Annotated in this window: 15 protein-coding genes; 3 read left to right on the top strand and 12 right to left on the bottom strand. The window is 56.9% G+C overall.

What is annotated here, in order from left to right; all coding sequences use genetic code 11:
• Positions 1-41 precede the first annotated feature (41 nt).
• Positions 42-1,313: an MFS transporter gene (locus GGD63_RS35250; RefSeq protein WP_183249170.1), complete on the top strand. Its 1,272-nt coding sequence runs from the start codon at positions 42-44 to the stop codon at positions 1,311-1,313.
• Between the two features lie 585 nt (positions 1,314-1,898).
• Here GGD63_RS35250 and GGD63_RS35255 read toward each other — a convergent pair.
• The 4 genes from GGD63_RS35255 to GGD63_RS35270 all read right to left on the bottom strand — a co-directional run bounded on the left by GGD63_RS35255 (position 1,899) and on the right by GGD63_RS35270 (position 4,506).
• A complete protein-coding gene (locus GGD63_RS35255) occupies positions 1,899-3,317 on the bottom strand; it encodes a ThiF family adenylyltransferase (RefSeq protein ID WP_183249172.1) in 1,419 nt (472 codons plus the stop codon).
• Positions 3,314-3,787: a hypothetical protein gene (locus GGD63_RS35260; RefSeq protein ID WP_183249174.1), complete on the bottom strand. Its 474-nt coding sequence runs from the start codon at positions 3,785-3,787 to the stop codon at positions 3,314-3,316. The genes GGD63_RS35255 and GGD63_RS35260 overlap by 4 nt, the downstream gene beginning before the upstream one ends.
• Positions 3,787-4,134, bottom strand: a complete 348-nt coding sequence (locus tag GGD63_RS35265; protein ID WP_183249176.1) for a hypothetical protein — start codon at positions 4,132-4,134, stop codon at positions 3,787-3,789. Before GGD63_RS35265 ends, GGD63_RS35260 begins: the two co-directional genes overlap by 1 nt.
• A 63-nt stretch (positions 4,135-4,197) precedes the next feature.
• Positions 4,198-4,506, bottom strand: a complete 309-nt coding sequence (locus GGD63_RS35270) for a hypothetical protein (RefSeq protein WP_183249178.1) — start codon at positions 4,504-4,506, stop codon at positions 4,198-4,200.
• Positions 4,507-4,693: 187 nt separating this feature from the next.
• On the opposite strand from GGD63_RS35270, the gene GGD63_RS35275 reads away from it, so the two are divergent.
• Positions 4,694-5,011, top strand: a complete 318-nt coding sequence (locus GGD63_RS35275) for a helix-turn-helix domain-containing protein (protein ID WP_183249180.1) — start codon at positions 4,694-4,696, stop codon at positions 5,009-5,011.
• Positions 5,008-5,544, top strand: a complete 537-nt coding sequence (locus GGD63_RS35280) for an ImmA/IrrE family metallo-endopeptidase (protein ID WP_183249182.1) — start codon at positions 5,008-5,010, stop codon at positions 5,542-5,544. Before GGD63_RS35275 ends, GGD63_RS35280 begins: the two co-directional genes overlap by 4 nt.
• Positions 5,545-6,679: 1,135 nt before the next feature.
• Here the strand turns inward: GGD63_RS35280 and GGD63_RS35285 are convergent.
• The 8 genes from GGD63_RS35285 to GGD63_RS35320 all read right to left on the bottom strand — a co-directional run bounded on the left by GGD63_RS35285 (position 6,680) and on the right by GGD63_RS35320 (position 14,848).
• Complete coding sequence (locus tag GGD63_RS35285) at positions 6,680-7,366, bottom strand: ABC transporter ATP-binding protein (RefSeq protein ID WP_183249184.1); 687 nt, start codon at positions 7,364-7,366, stop codon at positions 6,680-6,682.
• Positions 7,353-8,099: an ATP-binding cassette domain-containing protein gene (locus tag GGD63_RS35290; RefSeq protein WP_183249186.1), complete on the bottom strand. Its 747-nt coding sequence runs from the start codon at positions 8,097-8,099 to the stop codon at positions 7,353-7,355. Before GGD63_RS35290 ends, GGD63_RS35285 begins: the two co-directional genes overlap by 14 nt.
• Entirely contained in the window at positions 8,096-9,112 is a 1,017-nt protein-coding gene (locus tag GGD63_RS35295) for a branched-chain amino acid ABC transporter permease (RefSeq protein WP_183249188.1), read from the bottom strand. Before GGD63_RS35295 ends, GGD63_RS35290 begins: the two co-directional genes overlap by 4 nt.
• A gap of 4 nt (positions 9,113-9,116) precedes the next feature.
• Positions 9,117-9,980 (bottom strand): branched-chain amino acid ABC transporter permease, encoded by an 864-nt coding sequence (locus tag GGD63_RS35300; protein ID WP_183249190.1) that lies wholly within the window; start codon positions 9,978-9,980, stop codon positions 9,117-9,119.
• Between the two features lie 81 nt (positions 9,981-10,061).
• Complete coding sequence (locus GGD63_RS35305) at positions 10,062-11,297, bottom strand: ABC transporter substrate-binding protein (protein WP_183249192.1); 1,236 nt, start codon at positions 11,295-11,297, stop codon at positions 10,062-10,064.
• Between the two features lie 156 nt (positions 11,298-11,453).
• The gene (locus tag GGD63_RS35310) at positions 11,454-12,683 is read right to left on the bottom strand and encodes an ABC transporter substrate-binding protein (RefSeq protein ID WP_183249194.1); all 1,230 of its coding nucleotides are present in this window, start codon (positions 12,681-12,683) and stop codon (positions 11,454-11,456) included.
• Positions 12,684-12,810: 127 nt separating this feature from the next.
• Positions 12,811-13,647, bottom strand: coding sequence for a phosphodiesterase (locus tag GGD63_RS35315; protein WP_183249195.1), 837 nt, complete (start codon positions 13,645-13,647; stop codon positions 12,811-12,813).
• A 28-nt stretch (positions 13,648-13,675) separates the two neighbouring features.
• Complete coding sequence (locus GGD63_RS35320; RefSeq protein WP_183249197.1) at positions 13,676-14,848, bottom strand: cobalamin-independent methionine synthase II family protein; 1,173 nt, start codon at positions 14,846-14,848, stop codon at positions 13,676-13,678.
• Positions 14,849-15,587: the final 739 nt, after the last annotated feature.

Raw genomic sequence — 15,587 nt, forward strand, 5'->3', positions numbered from 1 at the left:
TCCGGGATGAAAGACGTTGCTGGCTGCGGAAGGAGAACTAAATGGCGGACACTGAGGCGAGGTCCGCCTTGGTCGCCAGCGCTGTTGCCAAAAACACGCGGCGACTTTTACCCCTTTTGGTACTAGGTTATCTTTTCAATAACATTGATCGCAGCAGCGTTGGCATCGCTGCGCTGCAAATGAACAGAGCCATCGGCTTGAGTCCTAGCCAATTCGGCTGGGGCGCAGGAATTCTCTTTGTCAGTTATTGCGTGCTGGAAGTGCCCAGCAACATGATCATGTATCGCTTCGGGGCACGCCGCTGGTTCGCTCGCATCATGATCACCTGGGGTGTTGCGGCGGCCTCGACGGCATTTGTAGTCGGACCGTACAGTTTCTATTTGGTCCGTTTGCTTCTGGGAGCGTTTGAATCAGGCTTCTTCCCTGGAGTGATTTGGTATCTTTCGATATGGTTTCCGGTGCGATCACGGACGCGGGCGCTCGCCTGGTTCATGGCTGCAACACCGCTGTCCTCCTTGATCGGCAATCCTCTCTCTGCCTGCCTACTCCAAATGGATGGACTAGGCGGATTGGCGGGCTGGCAATGGATGTTCGTGCTTGAGGGACTTCCGGCTTGCCTTCTCGGACTGCTCTGCTTCGTGCTGCTTGCCGACAAGCCGACTGAGGCGTCGTGGCTGACGCCTGGAGAGCGGGAAGCGCTGCTCCAAGAACTTGCCAGGGAAGAGCACACGAATGTTAAAAAAGACGTTTGGCTCGCAATCAAAGATGTCCGTGTTTTGATGTTGACGGGTATCGTGTTCGCTTTCACGATAGGCTCATTCGGAATTGGAATCTGGCTTCCTTTAATTCTAAAGACTCACAACATAAGCGACATGCAGGTTGGTTGGCTTTCTGCCTTGCCATATCTTTTTGTAAGCGTAGGCATGTTATTCTGGGCCGGGCTTGTCGATCGCAAGGGGTACAAGATCTACAATCTGATGGCTGCGTTGATGCTGGGTGCAATTGGTCTCGTCCTTTCGGCGGTCCTCTCGTCTCTCTTGACCACGCTCACATGCTTAACGCTTGCTCTTGTGGGCACAATCTCTGCGCGTACAATCCTGTACACGATGCCGCAGACCTTTCTGACTGGCGCGGCTGCTGCCGGCGGTATCGCCTTCATCAATTCCGTCGGTGCCTTTGGTGCTTTCGTTGGCCCCTACATGGTCGGCTCGCTTAAGGATGCGACTGGATCCTTTAACGCCGGCATGATTGGAATGGCCTTGGTCCTAGTTGTTGCGATGGGGATTGCAGGCAGAATAGGAGAGGTGGCTTGACCATAACCTTGACGCTCGCCTGAAATTGCGATCAGGTCGCCGCCCTCACGGTCCGGAGCGCATCGCGTTCGATCGCGGCAAGTGGCTTCTGAAGACTGTCAGACTGTATCTCAGCCAACGGTTTCACGGCCTTGTCGGCGATATGAAAGAGTTCTTCGGTTGAATCCACTTATGCGCCATATCTTGGTTAGGCTGCTTTTCCCGATAGTCTGTTTCAGAGGTCCGCAGGGAGGTGGGAGTACCCCATCGCGACCGCGGCATAAAATCGATGGACGCCGTTCGCTATGCGGAGGCGAAGGAGATGACACAAGATCAACGAACGGCATTTCAACGACAGGCACAGGCTCGATCTCAGCGTCCGTCACCATACCATTTAGGAGGAGCACAAGCCGCGTGCGGTCCAGGCCGTGCCAGGACAGTGGATAGCCCGCTAGCCGTGCGGGCGGCTCCACCTCGGTCAAGGGTGCCGCCGCTGCCGAAAGAACTGACCGATAAGCTGCTCGCTTGGGCGCAAAACCTAATGCACCTGGCTCGACAAGCCAATCGTCGGGTATTTCGAACTCGCAGTGAAGGTGCGGCAACGCATTATCTACCATCCCCCTGTTGCTTGTTTGAGGCGATTCGCGGCAACGTGCCGGTTTTGAGTTCAGGCCACACGATTGCGAGGGCATCGTGTGACGTGTCGCGCCCGCAAAATTCGCAATCGTGAATGGGGGGGCGCATACGGCGCGTGAACGAATGCGGCGGTGACCAGGGGCTGAGGAACATATAGTTCTTGCCGTCTGCAATGCGGGCGCCGGACTTAAGGCGTGCAAGTTCGAGCGCAAGCATGGCGCCGGCAAGATTGGAAACGAATGCAAAAGGCGCGAGCGTCTGCTCTCCTGTTGCGCTTAGCAGAGTCTGCTCGGCGCACAGCTGTTTGAAGAGACTGTCGAAAGCCACTCCGACGAGAGCTGCCTCATCGAGGCCGCTGTGTTTTGCTGCGAGCACTTTTGCGATACGCGCATCAATTCGTTCACTCTCGGTCACGTCGGACAATTCGAGGCCAAGTCCAGCAGCGATCTCGCGAGCACGCGACAGTTCATCGGGGATGTGAGGGTAAATGCAGCTAAGGCACGCGCCCCTGTTGGGCTCGCGATGCGAGTGAACAATGATTTCTGCGGTTCCGGTCGTTGAAGCATCAAGGACCTCAAACGGCAGGTCGTTTTGTACAGAGCGGCGTGCAAGGCGGCTGTCGGCCCCAACGATGACACGCCGAATGCGTCCTTGTTGTTCGACGATGTCATGCAGCGTTCCGACGTGGGGAAGCAACTTTAGTCGCGGAAAATCGGACTGAGCACGCATTGTAAGCGTGGGCGCCTTGGGCTCCTTCTCATCATCCGGAGTAAAATATAGGCACCGGTTTGGATTGCCCGAGCCAACAACTTTAGGGTCCGCCACGACCAGTTCGCCAAAGATGTCCAGATGACGCGCGGCACGCAGAAATCCATTGCCGACCGCGCCTGCTCCGACCAGTACGGTGTCCTCAAGAGCGATCGGGGTCGCTAACACATCCTTGGTCGCTCCCAAAGCGTCAAACCGCACGGTGAAGGGATCTGTGACTGCTTCCTTGTCGATTCCGTCGATGAGTGCTGCAAGCACGACGCCTGCACAGTAACAGGCCGCGATCATTCGTTGAATCCCGTGAAGAGGAGCCGCTGCGGCATTCTCCAACGGACTGCTTGAGATCACAACGCGGTCGGAGGAAATTTCGACGAACAGCCGCTTCTTGGCCGTTCGGATGGGGGGCGCGTGTATGACGATTTCGATGTCGGAGCTAGCATCCGCAGGCGCGGCTCTGACGGTCCGTTCCAGTTGCGCTTGAAGTTCATTCGCAAAATGGGTCGGCTCGTCTTGACCGGCGGTGATTGCAAATGTCTGTGCGAGTTGTAGGGCGGCGCGGTCCTCATCAATGCCGAGGATGCGGGCAAGCATTCGCTGATTTTCTTGAGCAGGTGTGATCATGCAGTTATCCGCAGGTAGTCAGAAATCTCTCGCTTCGGCACATGAAGCCACTTGTCAGCGGAAGAGAGGCAATACGTCTCTGAGCCCTCAAGGAAGTTGTGGGAGGTCGCGTGCATTGCGAAGTCCGGCACGACGATCGAGAGGGCGCCTTCGTGCCGGACGATCGCCCAGGCGTCGTCCGCGAGCGAATGATAGGCGCGACCAGGATGTGAATGAACCTGAGCAGCCAGGGCGAGCTTTTGTGTTCGCAAATGCGACATCAAGGCAGTCATGCCCGACGGGGGGATGCGGAAGACATCCTTCCGCGCGAAATACTCGGGGACAAAGACTTGTTGAATCGCGGTATCGCTAGCGAGCGGCCTTGCTGCCAGCCAAAGGACGACCCCTTCGGTTCCTTCCCGTCCCGCCTTGCGAAGACTCTCCAATGTCTCGTCGATAAGGGTAGGCGCGCAACGAAGCGAAATGGCCATTACGTGCCCTTTCTCCAGACGCTTGCCAGTTGCATGAGAATGCCGACGATCCCCATGCCGTCTTGCCCGCGATAGTTGGACCACGCATCCTCCAAGTGATGGGTGTGATAGTCGCGTGAGCCCCGCATACAAACGAACGGGCCACCATGCTTGCTATGAGGGCCAGCGTTGAATACGCCGCCAGGGGGAAACGGTCCTCTATGGGCTGTGCCGTCGGGGTGAAGAATGGTCACCAGCGGCGGCAACTCGTCAAAACTGTCGCCCTGAAAACGAAGACGTACCGGCTGAGTGTGTTGCACCGTCACGTCGAGGATCGGATAGTCGCGGCTATGGACAACGAGGTTCAAGCGGCCGCCACGCGCTCGGTGAGCATCGCGACGTCTCGCTCGAAATTTACCCTGGCAAGGGCTTCATGCACCGCCGCCGCCCTCATGCTTGTGATACTCGATCTCGACTATGCCGGACAGGTGCTCCTGCTTGAACGTGTGGTTCACGTTGAGCTGGCGGCCATCCACCTTTGCGACCCAATCGGTCGTGTTGGTGATCTTGAGCTTCGTTGCCGCTTCCTGCAGCACCTTCTCAATGATCGTGCTTTCCGCAACGCGCCGGAAGTCGTCCTCATCGGGGTAGACCCCGACGGGGGTGATTACGGCAACGGCGACATCGTGCTCCTTATGCGCATCGGCTTCACCGGCCTTATCGTCAAGTGCCTGATCCATCAGGTTCTCCGCAAAAACAGGCCAAGGCCGAATCGCCGGACTTGCCGCCTGACATAGTTTATATCGTCGGCAGCAAAGTAAGTCAATTTTACAAACTGTCTCGCGGGTTCGAAATGTTTGCCAGGTTGACATACGAAGGTCTGGCGACTACCTTTTCTCAAAATTCAGCTACAGAATCAGACGGGTAATGCCAGACACCTTTAATGAAGAGCTCGGGCGTCGCATCCGCGCGGCGCGCAAAGGAAAATTGACGCAAGCTGCGCTTGGTGACCGCGTAAGTCTCTCACGAACGGCAATTACTAATATCGAGTGCGGACGGCAGCGCCTTCTCGTCGACCAACTCGTAGATATCGCTGCGGCGCTCGGCGTGCACGCGTCTGACTTACTTCCTTCGATCAAGCACGAGAAAGTTGTTTCGACGGGTGAACTGCCTATGGGGCAGATGCCGACGGTTCAACGCTGGATAACTTCAGTCAAGAAAAGCCCAATTAGGAGACGCGCATGACCGTGTTGCGCGCCCGTTACGGGAAGATCGATGGGCTGACAGCAGAGCTTCTGCAGAAGTATCGCGTGCGAGGACCTGCTGTACCAGTAGAAGACATAGCCCACGGAGAGGGCGCTTCTATTGTTGTCCGTCAATTCAATAACGAGATTTCGGGGCTTTTGCTACGGCAGAATGGCGTTTCGATTATAGCGGTCGAGAAAAAGCAGCCTCCCACGAGAAGACGGTTCACTATTGCACATGAACTCGGCCACATGATGCTTCATGAGGGCAAAGAGGTAAGAGTTGATACTGCCTTTCGCGTGAACCTCCGCTCACCGGAATCGTCGACAGCGGAAGACGTAGAAGAGATTGAATCGAACGCGTTTGCGGCGTCGCTGTTGATGCCGGAAAGTTTTTTGAGAAATGATTTGTCTGGCTTTGTATTTGATATTGATGACGAAGCACACATTCAAAGTCTCGCAAAGCGATTCCAAGTTAGTACTCAGGCGATGACCCTGAGGCTCGTGAACTTACTTTCGCGTGGTCGACTTTGATGCTGTGGCGATGGCTTGCTGCGATTTATCAGTGGCTATGTTCTCGGTTTGACAGAAGTAACGGAGCATATGGCGCGCGGCGTCTTCGATATGTCGGGATTGCTCGGTTTGACAAAGTGACCACAGATCCACCGAAGATGCACTGGGCGCCCTGCCATCCATCGGTGATCGAGCGTTTTAAGGCTTCTATGACCTGTTCAAATGGGCACGGGCTTACGCTTCGTGGTCATCAGATAGCTGCCGACGGGACGGTTCATCCAAGCGTCGTGAGTCCGGTACAAGGTTGCTCCTTTCACGAGTTTGTCCGTCTCGATAGGTGGACATTTGGTTCCGTTCAATAAGCCGCGACTAGCTTTAGAGCGTATCGCCTTAGATCCGTAACGGCGCGCCTCGTCGGCGACGAAATGGCTCTTATAAGAGCTTCCGCAGTTGAAAGCTTCCTTGCTCATCCGGCTATATCTCGCCTCATAGCGCGAGCGAGGATCCTTGTGCATCAACGGTTAGAGGGTAGCTTGCCATGAGCATATCGAAGCTTGCTGAAATCCTTGTTAATGGGCCACTTCCAAGAAAATCAGTGCCAAACAGCATCGCGCATTTGTTAGCACTCTCAGCCGGGACCGCCAGAGAGAATGCAGGTTCAAAGCCGAGGTGCACTTGAGATAAAGATGTAATTGGCCATTGGATCGCTCCCGCTCGATTAGCGCCTCGTCGATGTAGTTTTGTTTCAAATAATCCTTTCCAAGCTGGAGCAACTCCTTAGGAAAAGGCCGGAGATAAGATGATATGCTCCGACATGTAACCGCTGATCTTGCTTGTGACCTCTAGCTGCAAACGCGCATTCCCGTGATCAAGTAAGACATGAGCTTTTTGTGAGCCGTCCCACTCGCGCAGCGCCCTGATGATCTCCGGCCGTCCGTCAAAGTTGATTTGGGCGGGCTCTCGAGCGCCAACCTCCGTGCATTTGAAGGAAGGGTAGACGCTTTGTGGTGCGATGCCGTGCCGCCGTCACGAGCTGCCCGGCGCATACGACCACACTAAGATCGTCCGTTTGACCTCGGCGCTCCTTCCGTCGACGTCCCGCACCGACCTGGATCCACCCTGCCTCGCGGCTGCGAAGCGCCAACTGTATCGTCACTTACGTCTCAAATGCGGTGTCAGTTAGAAGGTCGGCAGGCGTCCGCTGCGCTGCGACCTCTCCTTTCTGGACCAGGAGCGCTCTGCCGACCAGAGATGCGAGAAAACTGAGATCCTGGTCGGCGATGACCATTGCGGTCCTTTCACGTCGGTGGAGCAACAAAAGGCATTCGGCGATTTCGTCGGTCACTGACGGCTGGATGCCCTCGGTCAATTCGTCAAGAAGAAGAAGGCGCGGCGACCTGACCATGGTGCGCGCGAGCGCAAGCAGCTGCCGTTCCCCGCCGCTCAAGGCAGCACTGGGACGGTTAAGAAGCCTCTCAAGCCGCGGAAAGAGCGACATGATTTCGCCCAGCGACTTGGCATGGCCTGCGCCTGGCATCAGGCCTGCGAGCAGGAGAGTTTCCTTGACCGTCAGGCCGGGAAACCCCGCTCCACCCTGTGGAGTGTAGCCGAAGCCCATCCGGCTGCGCCGGTGCGCGGCCAGACCTTCGATCGCAACACCGTCCAGTTGGATCTTGCCGTCCTCCGCTGGAAGCAGACCCATGATCGTCTTGAGCAAGGTCGTTTTGCCCATCCCGTTCAGGCCGACGATGCCTAGGATTTCCTGAGCCGCGAGATCGAAACTTAGTCCGCGCAAAACCCGCGTCTTGCCATATCCGGCGCTCAAGCGATCAACCTTCAGCATAGGCTGCGTCCTTCTTGCGGCCGAGGTAGATGTCCCGAACGGTTTCGTTCGCCTCGATCCGCTCCATGCTGTCTTCCACCAGTACCTTTCCTCTGTGCAGGACGGTGACCTTCTGGGCGAGACGGGCAATGAACTCAAGGTCGTGCTCGACCACGATCACGGTGGCAGTAGCATTGAGCCGCTTGATGATGTCGACGGTCCTCAGCATCTCCTCGCGTGTCATGCCGGCGGTTGGCTCGTCCAGAAGAGCAAGACGCGGATCGCTGGCGAGCAGCATGCCGAGCTCGCACCATTGGCGATGCGCGTGCGAGAGGGTCGCAGCCGGTCGTTCGGCGAGAAGGTTGTCGAAGCCGATTTCGGCTAAGACCAAATCAACGGCTCTGTCCAATTCGCGCTTCGTTAGTTTCCTTCGCAGCGTGGCCAGCCGTATATTCTCGCGGACGTCCAGATTGGCGTAGATGCTGGGAATCTGGTTTTTGATCGCAATGCCACGGCGGGCAATGAGGTGGGTCGGCAGGCCCTGAAGATCCCGGCCCTCGAACAGAACATGCCCACTGGTTGGCTGGTGTTGGTGCGTGAGGCATTTGAACAACGTACTCTTGCCAGCACCATTTGGGCCAATCAGGCAGCGGATTTCGCCCGCATCTACGACCAGGTCCACGCCGTCGACTGCGGCAACGCCGCCGAACCGTTTGACGAGCCCGCGGGTTGCGAGAATGGGAAACCCGCTCATGCCGGTTTCTCCTTCCGCCTGAAGATGCCAGAACGGTATGTGAGCTTTAGATTTGCCATACGAACAATCATCGGCTGAAGGCCTTGCGGCGCCAGCAGGACGAATAAGACGATCGTCGCGCCGAAAATCAGCTCTGTGTTGAAAACCTGATTGGCACCAAGCTGGCAACTTAGAAGCTGAAAGGCGAAACTTGCAACCACGGGTCCGACAAAGGTCCCAAGGCCGCCAGCGATCACCCACAGAACGAATTGCGAGGCTTGCGGAAGATCAAAGACGTTTGGGCTGACGAATCCCATCACCGCTGTGTAAAGCGTCCCGCCGAACCCGGCAATGGCAGCACTCAAAGCAAAACCGAGGAGCTTGTAGAAGCGGATGTCGTAGCCCAGGAGCTCGCTCCGCAACTCGTTTTCGCGGATCGCCGTCATGATTCGACCGGCATCGCTCGAACGCACAAGCGAGAGCAGAATATAAGCCCCCGCCAGGGCCAGCAGGCAGATCGAAAAGGTCGCTTCCGTAGATAAGAAGGCCTGCGGATCGCCTGGCACATTGAGCGATGGGATCGCTGTAATGCCGTTGAAGCCGCCTAACGGCACCGGCCCGATGTGAAACCAGGGATCCGCGGTCGACGTCATGAAAGAATAGAAGATCAACGTCACGCAGAGCGTTATGACGCCGAGATAGACATCACCCAGCCGGCTGAAAAACAGGCATGAGCCGAGCACGAGCGAGAATACGATCGGCAGCATGGTCCCGATCAGCACGGCAAGCGTGCTGTCGCCGAAAGTTGAGACCGTGATGGCATAGGCATACGCACCGACACCAAAAAACACAGAGTGTCCGAGGTTGAGGATCCCGAGCGTCCCCCAAACGAAGGCAAGTCCAAGCGCTGCAATCGCCATGGCCGAAAAGGCGGACAAATTGACGAGGTCGAACGGCTCCAGAACGAAGGGCCCGGTAAAAGCGGCGAGCACGAGAGCGAATGGAAACAGGGCGTTTTTGATGTGGCGCAGCATGATTTTATCGCCCTCCGGTCCACAAGCTGGAGACGCCCGTCGGAAACAGGCGCAGGATGATCACGGCCAAAAGTAACAGTGAGGCTTGGCCGACCACAGGCGTTGCGAAATAGGACAGTAGCGCTTCCACCGGCCCAAGGATCGTTGCGGCTGACAGGAAGCCCGTGATGAGAGCTCCGCCACCGCTGATCACGGTCACGAAGGCGCGGGCGACATAAGCAGCCCCCATATGCGGAAGCACGCCCGATATCGGCGCAAGCAGCGCGCCGGCGAGGCCACTGGTTGCCGCGCCGATGATGAAGGTGGTCGCATAAACGCGATCGCAATCGACCCCAAGGGTCGCCGCCATTTCCGCATTCTGCATCGCTGCCCGAGCGATCAGCCCATATTTCGTCCAGTGCAGCGCCAACAGGGAGCACACGACGAGCAGAGCCGTGACCGCGATCAGGAACAGCTGGTAAGCGCCGATGGAATAGGCACCAATCGTAATATTGCCAAGTGGTGCGCTCACGCCCAACGTCGTGTTGCCGAAGATGGCTGTCACCGCACCAATCAGGAAGAGGCTAAGTCCCCAAGTTGCCAGCATCGTCGTGACCAGATGACCGTAGAGCCGCCGAATGATGAGGCGCTCAGCCACAGCGCCGATCAGGCCGACGACCATGGGCGAGACAACGAACATGGAGAGCCAAAGATTCACCCCGGCATGATTTGCAATCACGGTGGCGTAGCCGCCAAGCATGATGAATTCGCCGTGGGCAAAGTTGATGACGCGCATCATTCCGAAAATGACGGCAAGCCCCAGGCTAATCAGGGCAAGAAGCGCAATCGAATTGACCACCGCAAAACACAATATGACGAACTGGTCCATGATCTATCTCGGCTTGCGAAAACGGGAGACAGGCGAATGAAGCTGCGGCGCCGCAGAATGCGGCGCCGCGCGCGCCGGCCCCTAGATCTGCGGCATCAGGAATTCGGTCTGATTCGGATTGGTGAAGACGTTGCATTTGCCGCCATATGTGTCCGGCGCAATCTGCTCTTTCTTCTCGATCAGGTTCCAGACGCGGTTCTTGACCTTGATGATGTGAACGTCTTGCGTCGTGTTGTGAGTGGGACCATCCGTGGTCATGACCCCGGCCGGACCTTCCCAGCGGATGCCGCTTTCGAGAGCCGCCAGAACCGCCTGCCGTTCGAAGCTGCCGGCACGTTTGACGGCTTCGGCCCAAAGCATGACGCCGCTGTAACCACCGAACACTTCACCGTTGATGTAAGGATGATTCTTTCCGGCCACGGCTTCGACCTTGGCCAAAAACTCCTTGTTCCTGGGCGTGTCGAGTTCCTGGAAGTAGTTGTAAGCGACGATCACGCCATCGGTTTCCTCCGGAGCAAGTACCTCGTGCTCATTACCCGCGGCGAACACGATAGAGATGATCGGAATCTTGTTCAGCATGCCGGCCGCGGCCCATTGCCGATAGAATGACATGGCCGGACCCCCAACGAGGCAGGAATGCACGATGTCCGGTTTGGCGGCCTGGATTTTTGCAATGGCGGCGGTGAAATCAGTGACATCCAGCGGGTAGTAGTCATCGGCCAACACCTGACCACCTTCGCGCTTGGCCATCACGTGATTCCAAATGCCGAAATTGCGGGGGGCATTGTAGTCCGACGCAATATAATAAAGCTTCTTGCCGAGGTTCTTGAACGACCATTCGAGCAGCGGAACGACTTGCTGGTTGCCGCCCGTATTGACGCAGAAGGTATTCTTCTCACAGAGCCCGCCCTCGTAAAAGGAACCATAGATAAACGGTATCTTGTGCTTGCGCAGAACGGGGCGCGTCGCCTCGCGCGCGGCGCCGCTGAGCGCACCTTGCACCATGACGACCCGATCATTGAGCACCGCTTTCTGAGCGTATTGCGGGTACTTGTTGATGTCGGACTGGCAGTCATAAACCTTAAGTTCGACCTTTTTGCCGAGCAGGCCGCCGGCGGCATTGATCTCCTCGACGGCGACCTTCATGCACAGGTTCGACGGCACACCATAAATATCGAGAGGTCCCGACAAGTCGTGTAGGGAGGCGATAGCAATAGTGTCGGATGCGGCCCAGGCGCGGCCAGAAAGTGCGCCAGCGATGGTTGCCCCCGAGATCGCCGCAGAAGCGCCGAGAAACGTACGACGAGATAGTTTCATGTGAATGCTCCTTCGAGTGTTGAAGAGAAGACGAGACAAGGTGCCGCCCATGGACGCGCGTGTTTCGTCTGGCGCGGCGCCGCGTTATCGGCCGTTCGGCCAGCAAAGTAGACATTCCCTTCCGGGGTACGATGCCGTAAGCGCCGCCGGTTCAAATCAAGGCATCAGGAAATCCGTCTGGTTCGGATTGGTGAAGACATTGCATCTGCCGCCATAGGTGTCCGGCGGAATCTGCCCCTTCTTCTGAATCAGACTCCAGACGCGGTTCTTGACGGTGATGATGTGAACGTCTTGCGTGGTGTTATGGGTGGGACCGTCGGTGGTCATGACACCCGCCGGTCCCTCCCACCGAATGCCGCTTTCGAACGCCGCGGTGACGGCCTCGCGCTCGAAACTGCCGGCGCGCTTGACGGCTTCCGCCCAGAGCATCACGCCACTGTAGCCACCGAAAGCATCACCATTGATGTAGGGACGAGCCTTGCCGACGGAGGCATCGAGCTTTGCCAGGAATTCCTGGTTTTTCGGCGTGTCGAGTTCCTGGAAATAATTGTAAGCGACGACCACACCATCGCTTTCTTCTGGCGCGAGAACTTCGTGCTCATTGCCCGCGCCGAAGACGATCGAGATGATCGGAATTTTCTTGAGCATTCCAGCTGCTGCCCACTGGCGATAGAAAGCCATGGCCGGGCCGCCGACGAGGCAGGAATGGACGATATCGGGCTTCGCCGCCTGGATTTTTGCGATAGCTGCCGTGAAATCCGTGACGTCTAACGGATAATAGTCCTCCGCCAGCACCTCGCCGCCTTCGCGCTTCGCTACCACATGGTTCCAGATGCCGAAATTGCGCGGCGCGTTATAATCTGATGCAATATAGTAAAGCTTCTTGCCAATGTTCTGGAACGACCATTCGAGCAGCGGGACAACCTGCTGGTTGCCACCCGTGTTGACACAGAACGAATTTTTCTCGCAGAGGCCGCCTTCGTAGAGCGAGCCGTAAAAGAACGGCACCTTGTAACGGCGCATAATCGGCCGCGTTGCTTCTCGGGCCGCACCGGTCATGGCGCCCTGAAGCATCACGCACCGGTCGTTCAGGAGAGCCTTTTGTGCGTATTGCGGGTACCTGTTGATGTCGGACTGAGCGTCGTAGATCTTGAGGTCGATCTTTTTTCCAAGTAGACCGCCGGCAGCATTGATCTCCTCTACAGCGATCTTCATGCACAAATGCGATGGAGCGCCATAGATGTCGAATGGCCCCGACAAATCATGCAGTGAGGCAATAGCGACGGTGTCCGAGGCCGCCCAAGCGCGGCTGGCAAATGAGCCGGCGATGGACGCTGCGGAGACTGCTGCAGAAGAGCGGAGAAACGAGCGACGGGACAAATTCATGAGAATGCTCCTTCGAAACTCGAATAAGGAACTCAATGGCGCGAACGACTACTGCCGCCGGGGCCAGACGACGGAGAGGCAGGCTTGACGGTCGCCAGCGAGGAACGGGATCTCGCCGCGTGCGGAATTAGGGTTCGGTCGCTCGCGCCATAGGAACGACTTGACGCTCGACGGGAAGGTCGGGATCGTACAGATACTTCGCGCTTGTATCGAGAAAGTCGTGGGTATGGATCACCACAGCATCTGCATTCAAAAATGCGATCGCATAGGCCGGCGGCTCCATGCTGCAGGGAATTCCTCGACTACGCTCAAAATCGAGCCACACTTGATGATTGAGCCCGCGCAGGGTCGAGAAGGGAATCCGCTGCCAACTTCCGGCGATCGGCCGATGCACATGTCCGAAGAACAGATGGCGGATAGAATGTCCCTGAAGGATGCTTCCGAAGGCCTCGCCATCGCCAAGCATCAGCTCATCCGCAGGCCGAAAATGAACTGAGAGTGGTGGGTGATGCATGAACAGATAAATCGGTTTGCCTTTCGCCTCTTCCAGGCGCGCGCGAAGCCAGGCCTGGCGCTTCGCACAATAATGGCCCGCATGGCTGTCGGAACGCTTGGTGTCGAGAAAAAGAAAGCGCCCGGCTGGCGTGTCTAGCGCCGACTGGACGAAGCCGGTATCGTCTATGGGAGCATCAGGAAATACGTTGCAGAAATTGTCGCGATCATCGTGATTGCCCATCAGAAGCCGCACCGGCATCGGCAAGACCTCGAGTGCTTTGCGCAGGCGAAGATAGGCGCTCCTCTCGCCGTGATGGGCGAGATCACCTGTAATGACACAAAGCGCAGCGTCTGAATGGTGCTTGGCGACGTCGGCAAGACAGGCACTTAGGCGTTCACCTGGATCAGTATCGAACAGATGCTCACCTGTTGGAACCAGGTGAAGGTCGGTGATTTGGATGATTTTCATTTGTGATATTTGCGAGCGTGTCACGTTTTCAGGATGCGATGGCTTGATTAGATCGGCTGGAGTTGGCGCTCCAGAGCCGGCGAGATGCAATCTCAGCGCCTTGTGCTAGCGATTCGAGCTTGCGCCAGGCAATATCCGGATCGACAGTGTGGAATGTTGCGAAGCTGGCGAAGCCGCAATCCGTGCCGGCGATCACGCGCTCTCGCCCGACCAGATTGGCATATTGTTCGATGCGCTGCGCCACGACTTCGGGGTGCTCGATATAGTTCGTGCAGGTATCGATGACGCCGGGCACGATGACCTTGTCTTCGGGCAGTCTGGTTTCCTTGAACAGGCTCCATTCATGCGAATGACGTGGATTTGCCGCCTCAAGCAACAGCGCCATTGGCCGCGCCTTGATGACGATGTCGAAGATCTCGTGAAGATCGATGTCGTGATGATGCGGCGACTCATAGTTGCCCCAACAGAGATGCAGGCGCATCCGATCGGCGGGGATGTCGCGCAGAGCATGATTGAGCACTTCGACGTGAAGCGCGATTTCCTTGCGGAATTCCGCAACACCCATCGGACTGGCTCGGAAATGGCGGCCGAGCGCGAGATCCGGACAATCGATCTGGAGGAGAAGCCCTGAATCTGCGATGGCATCGTACTCCTGCTTCATCGCATCGGCCAGCGCATAGAGGTAGGCTTCTTGGGATGGATAGAAACTGTTCGGCATGTAATGAGCCATGATTCCGGGAGAGGATGCGTTCATGAACGCTTCCTCGACAGAAACCATATCGAGCGCCTTCTTGAGGTTGGCGATATCGGTCGCAACAGCCGGATTTCCCTGATACTCAAGCGGCCCAACGCAGGCCGGCGTCTTGATGTCTAGATTGACCCTCTTCGCGAAATTCGAAAACTCTGCCAATTCGGATAGCGCGAGTGGTTGATCAACTCCGGTCAGGCCTGTCATGCGCTCCCGCGCATAGGTCGCATAGGCGTATTTGCTCATCTCGCCATCGTCGACAACGGTCAAGCCGATGCTGGCCTGCTTCTTCACCACGTCCGCGACCGCCGAGCTGACATCACCAGCTAGTAACAAGCCAGCGGCGGGGTCCAATTTTCCCTTTTCTTTCGCGAGCAGCTTCTCCTCCAGTGAGGGCGGCCGCGGCAGACTACCGACATGAGTCGTGAGGATCCGATCGGTGCTTATTTTCATAGTGTATCCTATTGCTTGCAGTGAAAATGGTTGTCCCGCCTCCCTCCTTCGTCGGGGGAGTAGGCTCCTGTATTGATGCCTTTGCGGGTGAACATCGCGCTGTTAGCTTAGCGCGAGGAATGCCGCCCGCTTTCAGTCAGGGACATAGCAAGTGCCGTTGACGCACAAATGTCTTGATATTAGCGCAGCTAATAGCAGCGCCAATGGTTCTACAGGCTACGACAATCTCACGTTTGATTATTTGGTTGCCGCAGCTCTGATCCGTTAAAGGCGAGCGCGGGAGTTTGGTTGCCGCGCGCTGCCGAGATGGCGAAAAACAACGCTCTCTAAGAATTAGTATTATGTTGTATGAAGCCGATTATCTTGCGCATAGGCTTACGCGATTTCTCCGTGCAAACGGTGAGATGGCGTCTTCACACTCATCGAAAGCCTCGCCCGTAAATGATGACCCTGCGTAGAGTTGACCGCCTTAACGGGCTGGTGCCGTTGCGTACCGCTCATAGTTGATGTCATATGCCTCGCACCAAATTGCCGCCGATCGTGAGGTGCCTTTCAGCGCGCTCAGTGATCAAGCAGGTTCGTTCGTTTTGGCAAAGATCACGCCCCGGCTGAGACACTCGAAAGTTGAACCTATCCTAGGTATGGGTCGTGTCCCCGGTGATGGTGTAGCTCGGTAGAGCAAAGCCGTCCGCACGCGCGCCCTCCCATGGCGCCGTAGCGGGCGGGCGGCTTTGCGGTG

This window comes from Bradyrhizobium sp. cir1 (assembly GCF_014198245.1).
In the GTDB taxonomy this organism is placed as follows: domain Bacteria; phylum Pseudomonadota; class Alphaproteobacteria; order Rhizobiales; family Xanthobacteraceae; genus Bradyrhizobium.

Excerpts from the sequence above, each read along its gene's own strand:
- GGD63_RS35250 (WP_183249170.1), top strand. The coding sequence starts at position 42 with ATGGCGGACACTGAGGCGAGGTCCGCCTTGGTCGCCAGCGCTGTTGCC.
- GGD63_RS35255 (WP_183249172.1), bottom strand. The coding sequence starts at position 3,317 with ATGATCACACCTGCTCAAGAAAATCAGCGAATGCTTGCCCGCATCCTC.
- GGD63_RS35260 (WP_183249174.1), bottom strand. The coding sequence starts at position 3,787 with ATGGCCATTTCGCTTCGTTGCGCGCCTACCCTTATCGACGAGACATTG.
- GGD63_RS35270 (WP_183249178.1), bottom strand. The coding sequence starts at position 4,506 with ATGGATCAGGCACTTGACGATAAGGCCGGTGAAGCCGATGCGCATAAG.
- GGD63_RS35275 (WP_183249180.1), top strand. The coding sequence starts at position 4,694 with ATGCCAGACACCTTTAATGAAGAGCTCGGGCGTCGCATCCGCGCGGCG.
- GGD63_RS35280 (WP_183249182.1), top strand. The coding sequence starts at position 5,008 with ATGACCGTGTTGCGCGCCCGTTACGGGAAGATCGATGGGCTGACAGCA.
- GGD63_RS35285 (WP_183249184.1), bottom strand. The coding sequence starts at position 7,366 with ATGCTGAAGGTTGATCGCTTGAGCGCCGGATATGGCAAGACGCGGGTT.
- GGD63_RS35290 (WP_183249186.1), bottom strand. The coding sequence starts at position 8,099 with ATGAGCGGGTTTCCCATTCTCGCAACCCGCGGGCTCGTCAAACGGTTC.
- GGD63_RS35295 (WP_183249188.1), bottom strand. The coding sequence starts at position 9,112 with ATGCTGCGCCACATCAAAAACGCCCTGTTTCCATTCGCTCTCGTGCTC.
- GGD63_RS35300 (WP_183249190.1), bottom strand. The coding sequence starts at position 9,980 with ATGGACCAGTTCGTCATATTGTGTTTTGCGGTGGTCAATTCGATTGCG.
- GGD63_RS35305 (WP_183249192.1), bottom strand. The coding sequence starts at position 11,297 with ATGAAACTATCTCGTCGTACGTTTCTCGGCGCTTCTGCGGCGATCTCG.
- GGD63_RS35310 (WP_183249194.1), bottom strand. The coding sequence starts at position 12,683 with ATGAATTTGTCCCGTCGCTCGTTTCTCCGCTCTTCTGCAGCAGTCTCC.
- GGD63_RS35315 (WP_183249195.1), bottom strand. The coding sequence starts at position 13,647 with ATGAAAATCATCCAAATCACCGACCTTCACCTGGTTCCAACAGGTGAG.
- GGD63_RS35320 (WP_183249197.1), bottom strand. The coding sequence starts at position 14,848 with ATGAAAATAAGCACCGATCGGATCCTCACGACTCATGTCGGTAGTCTG.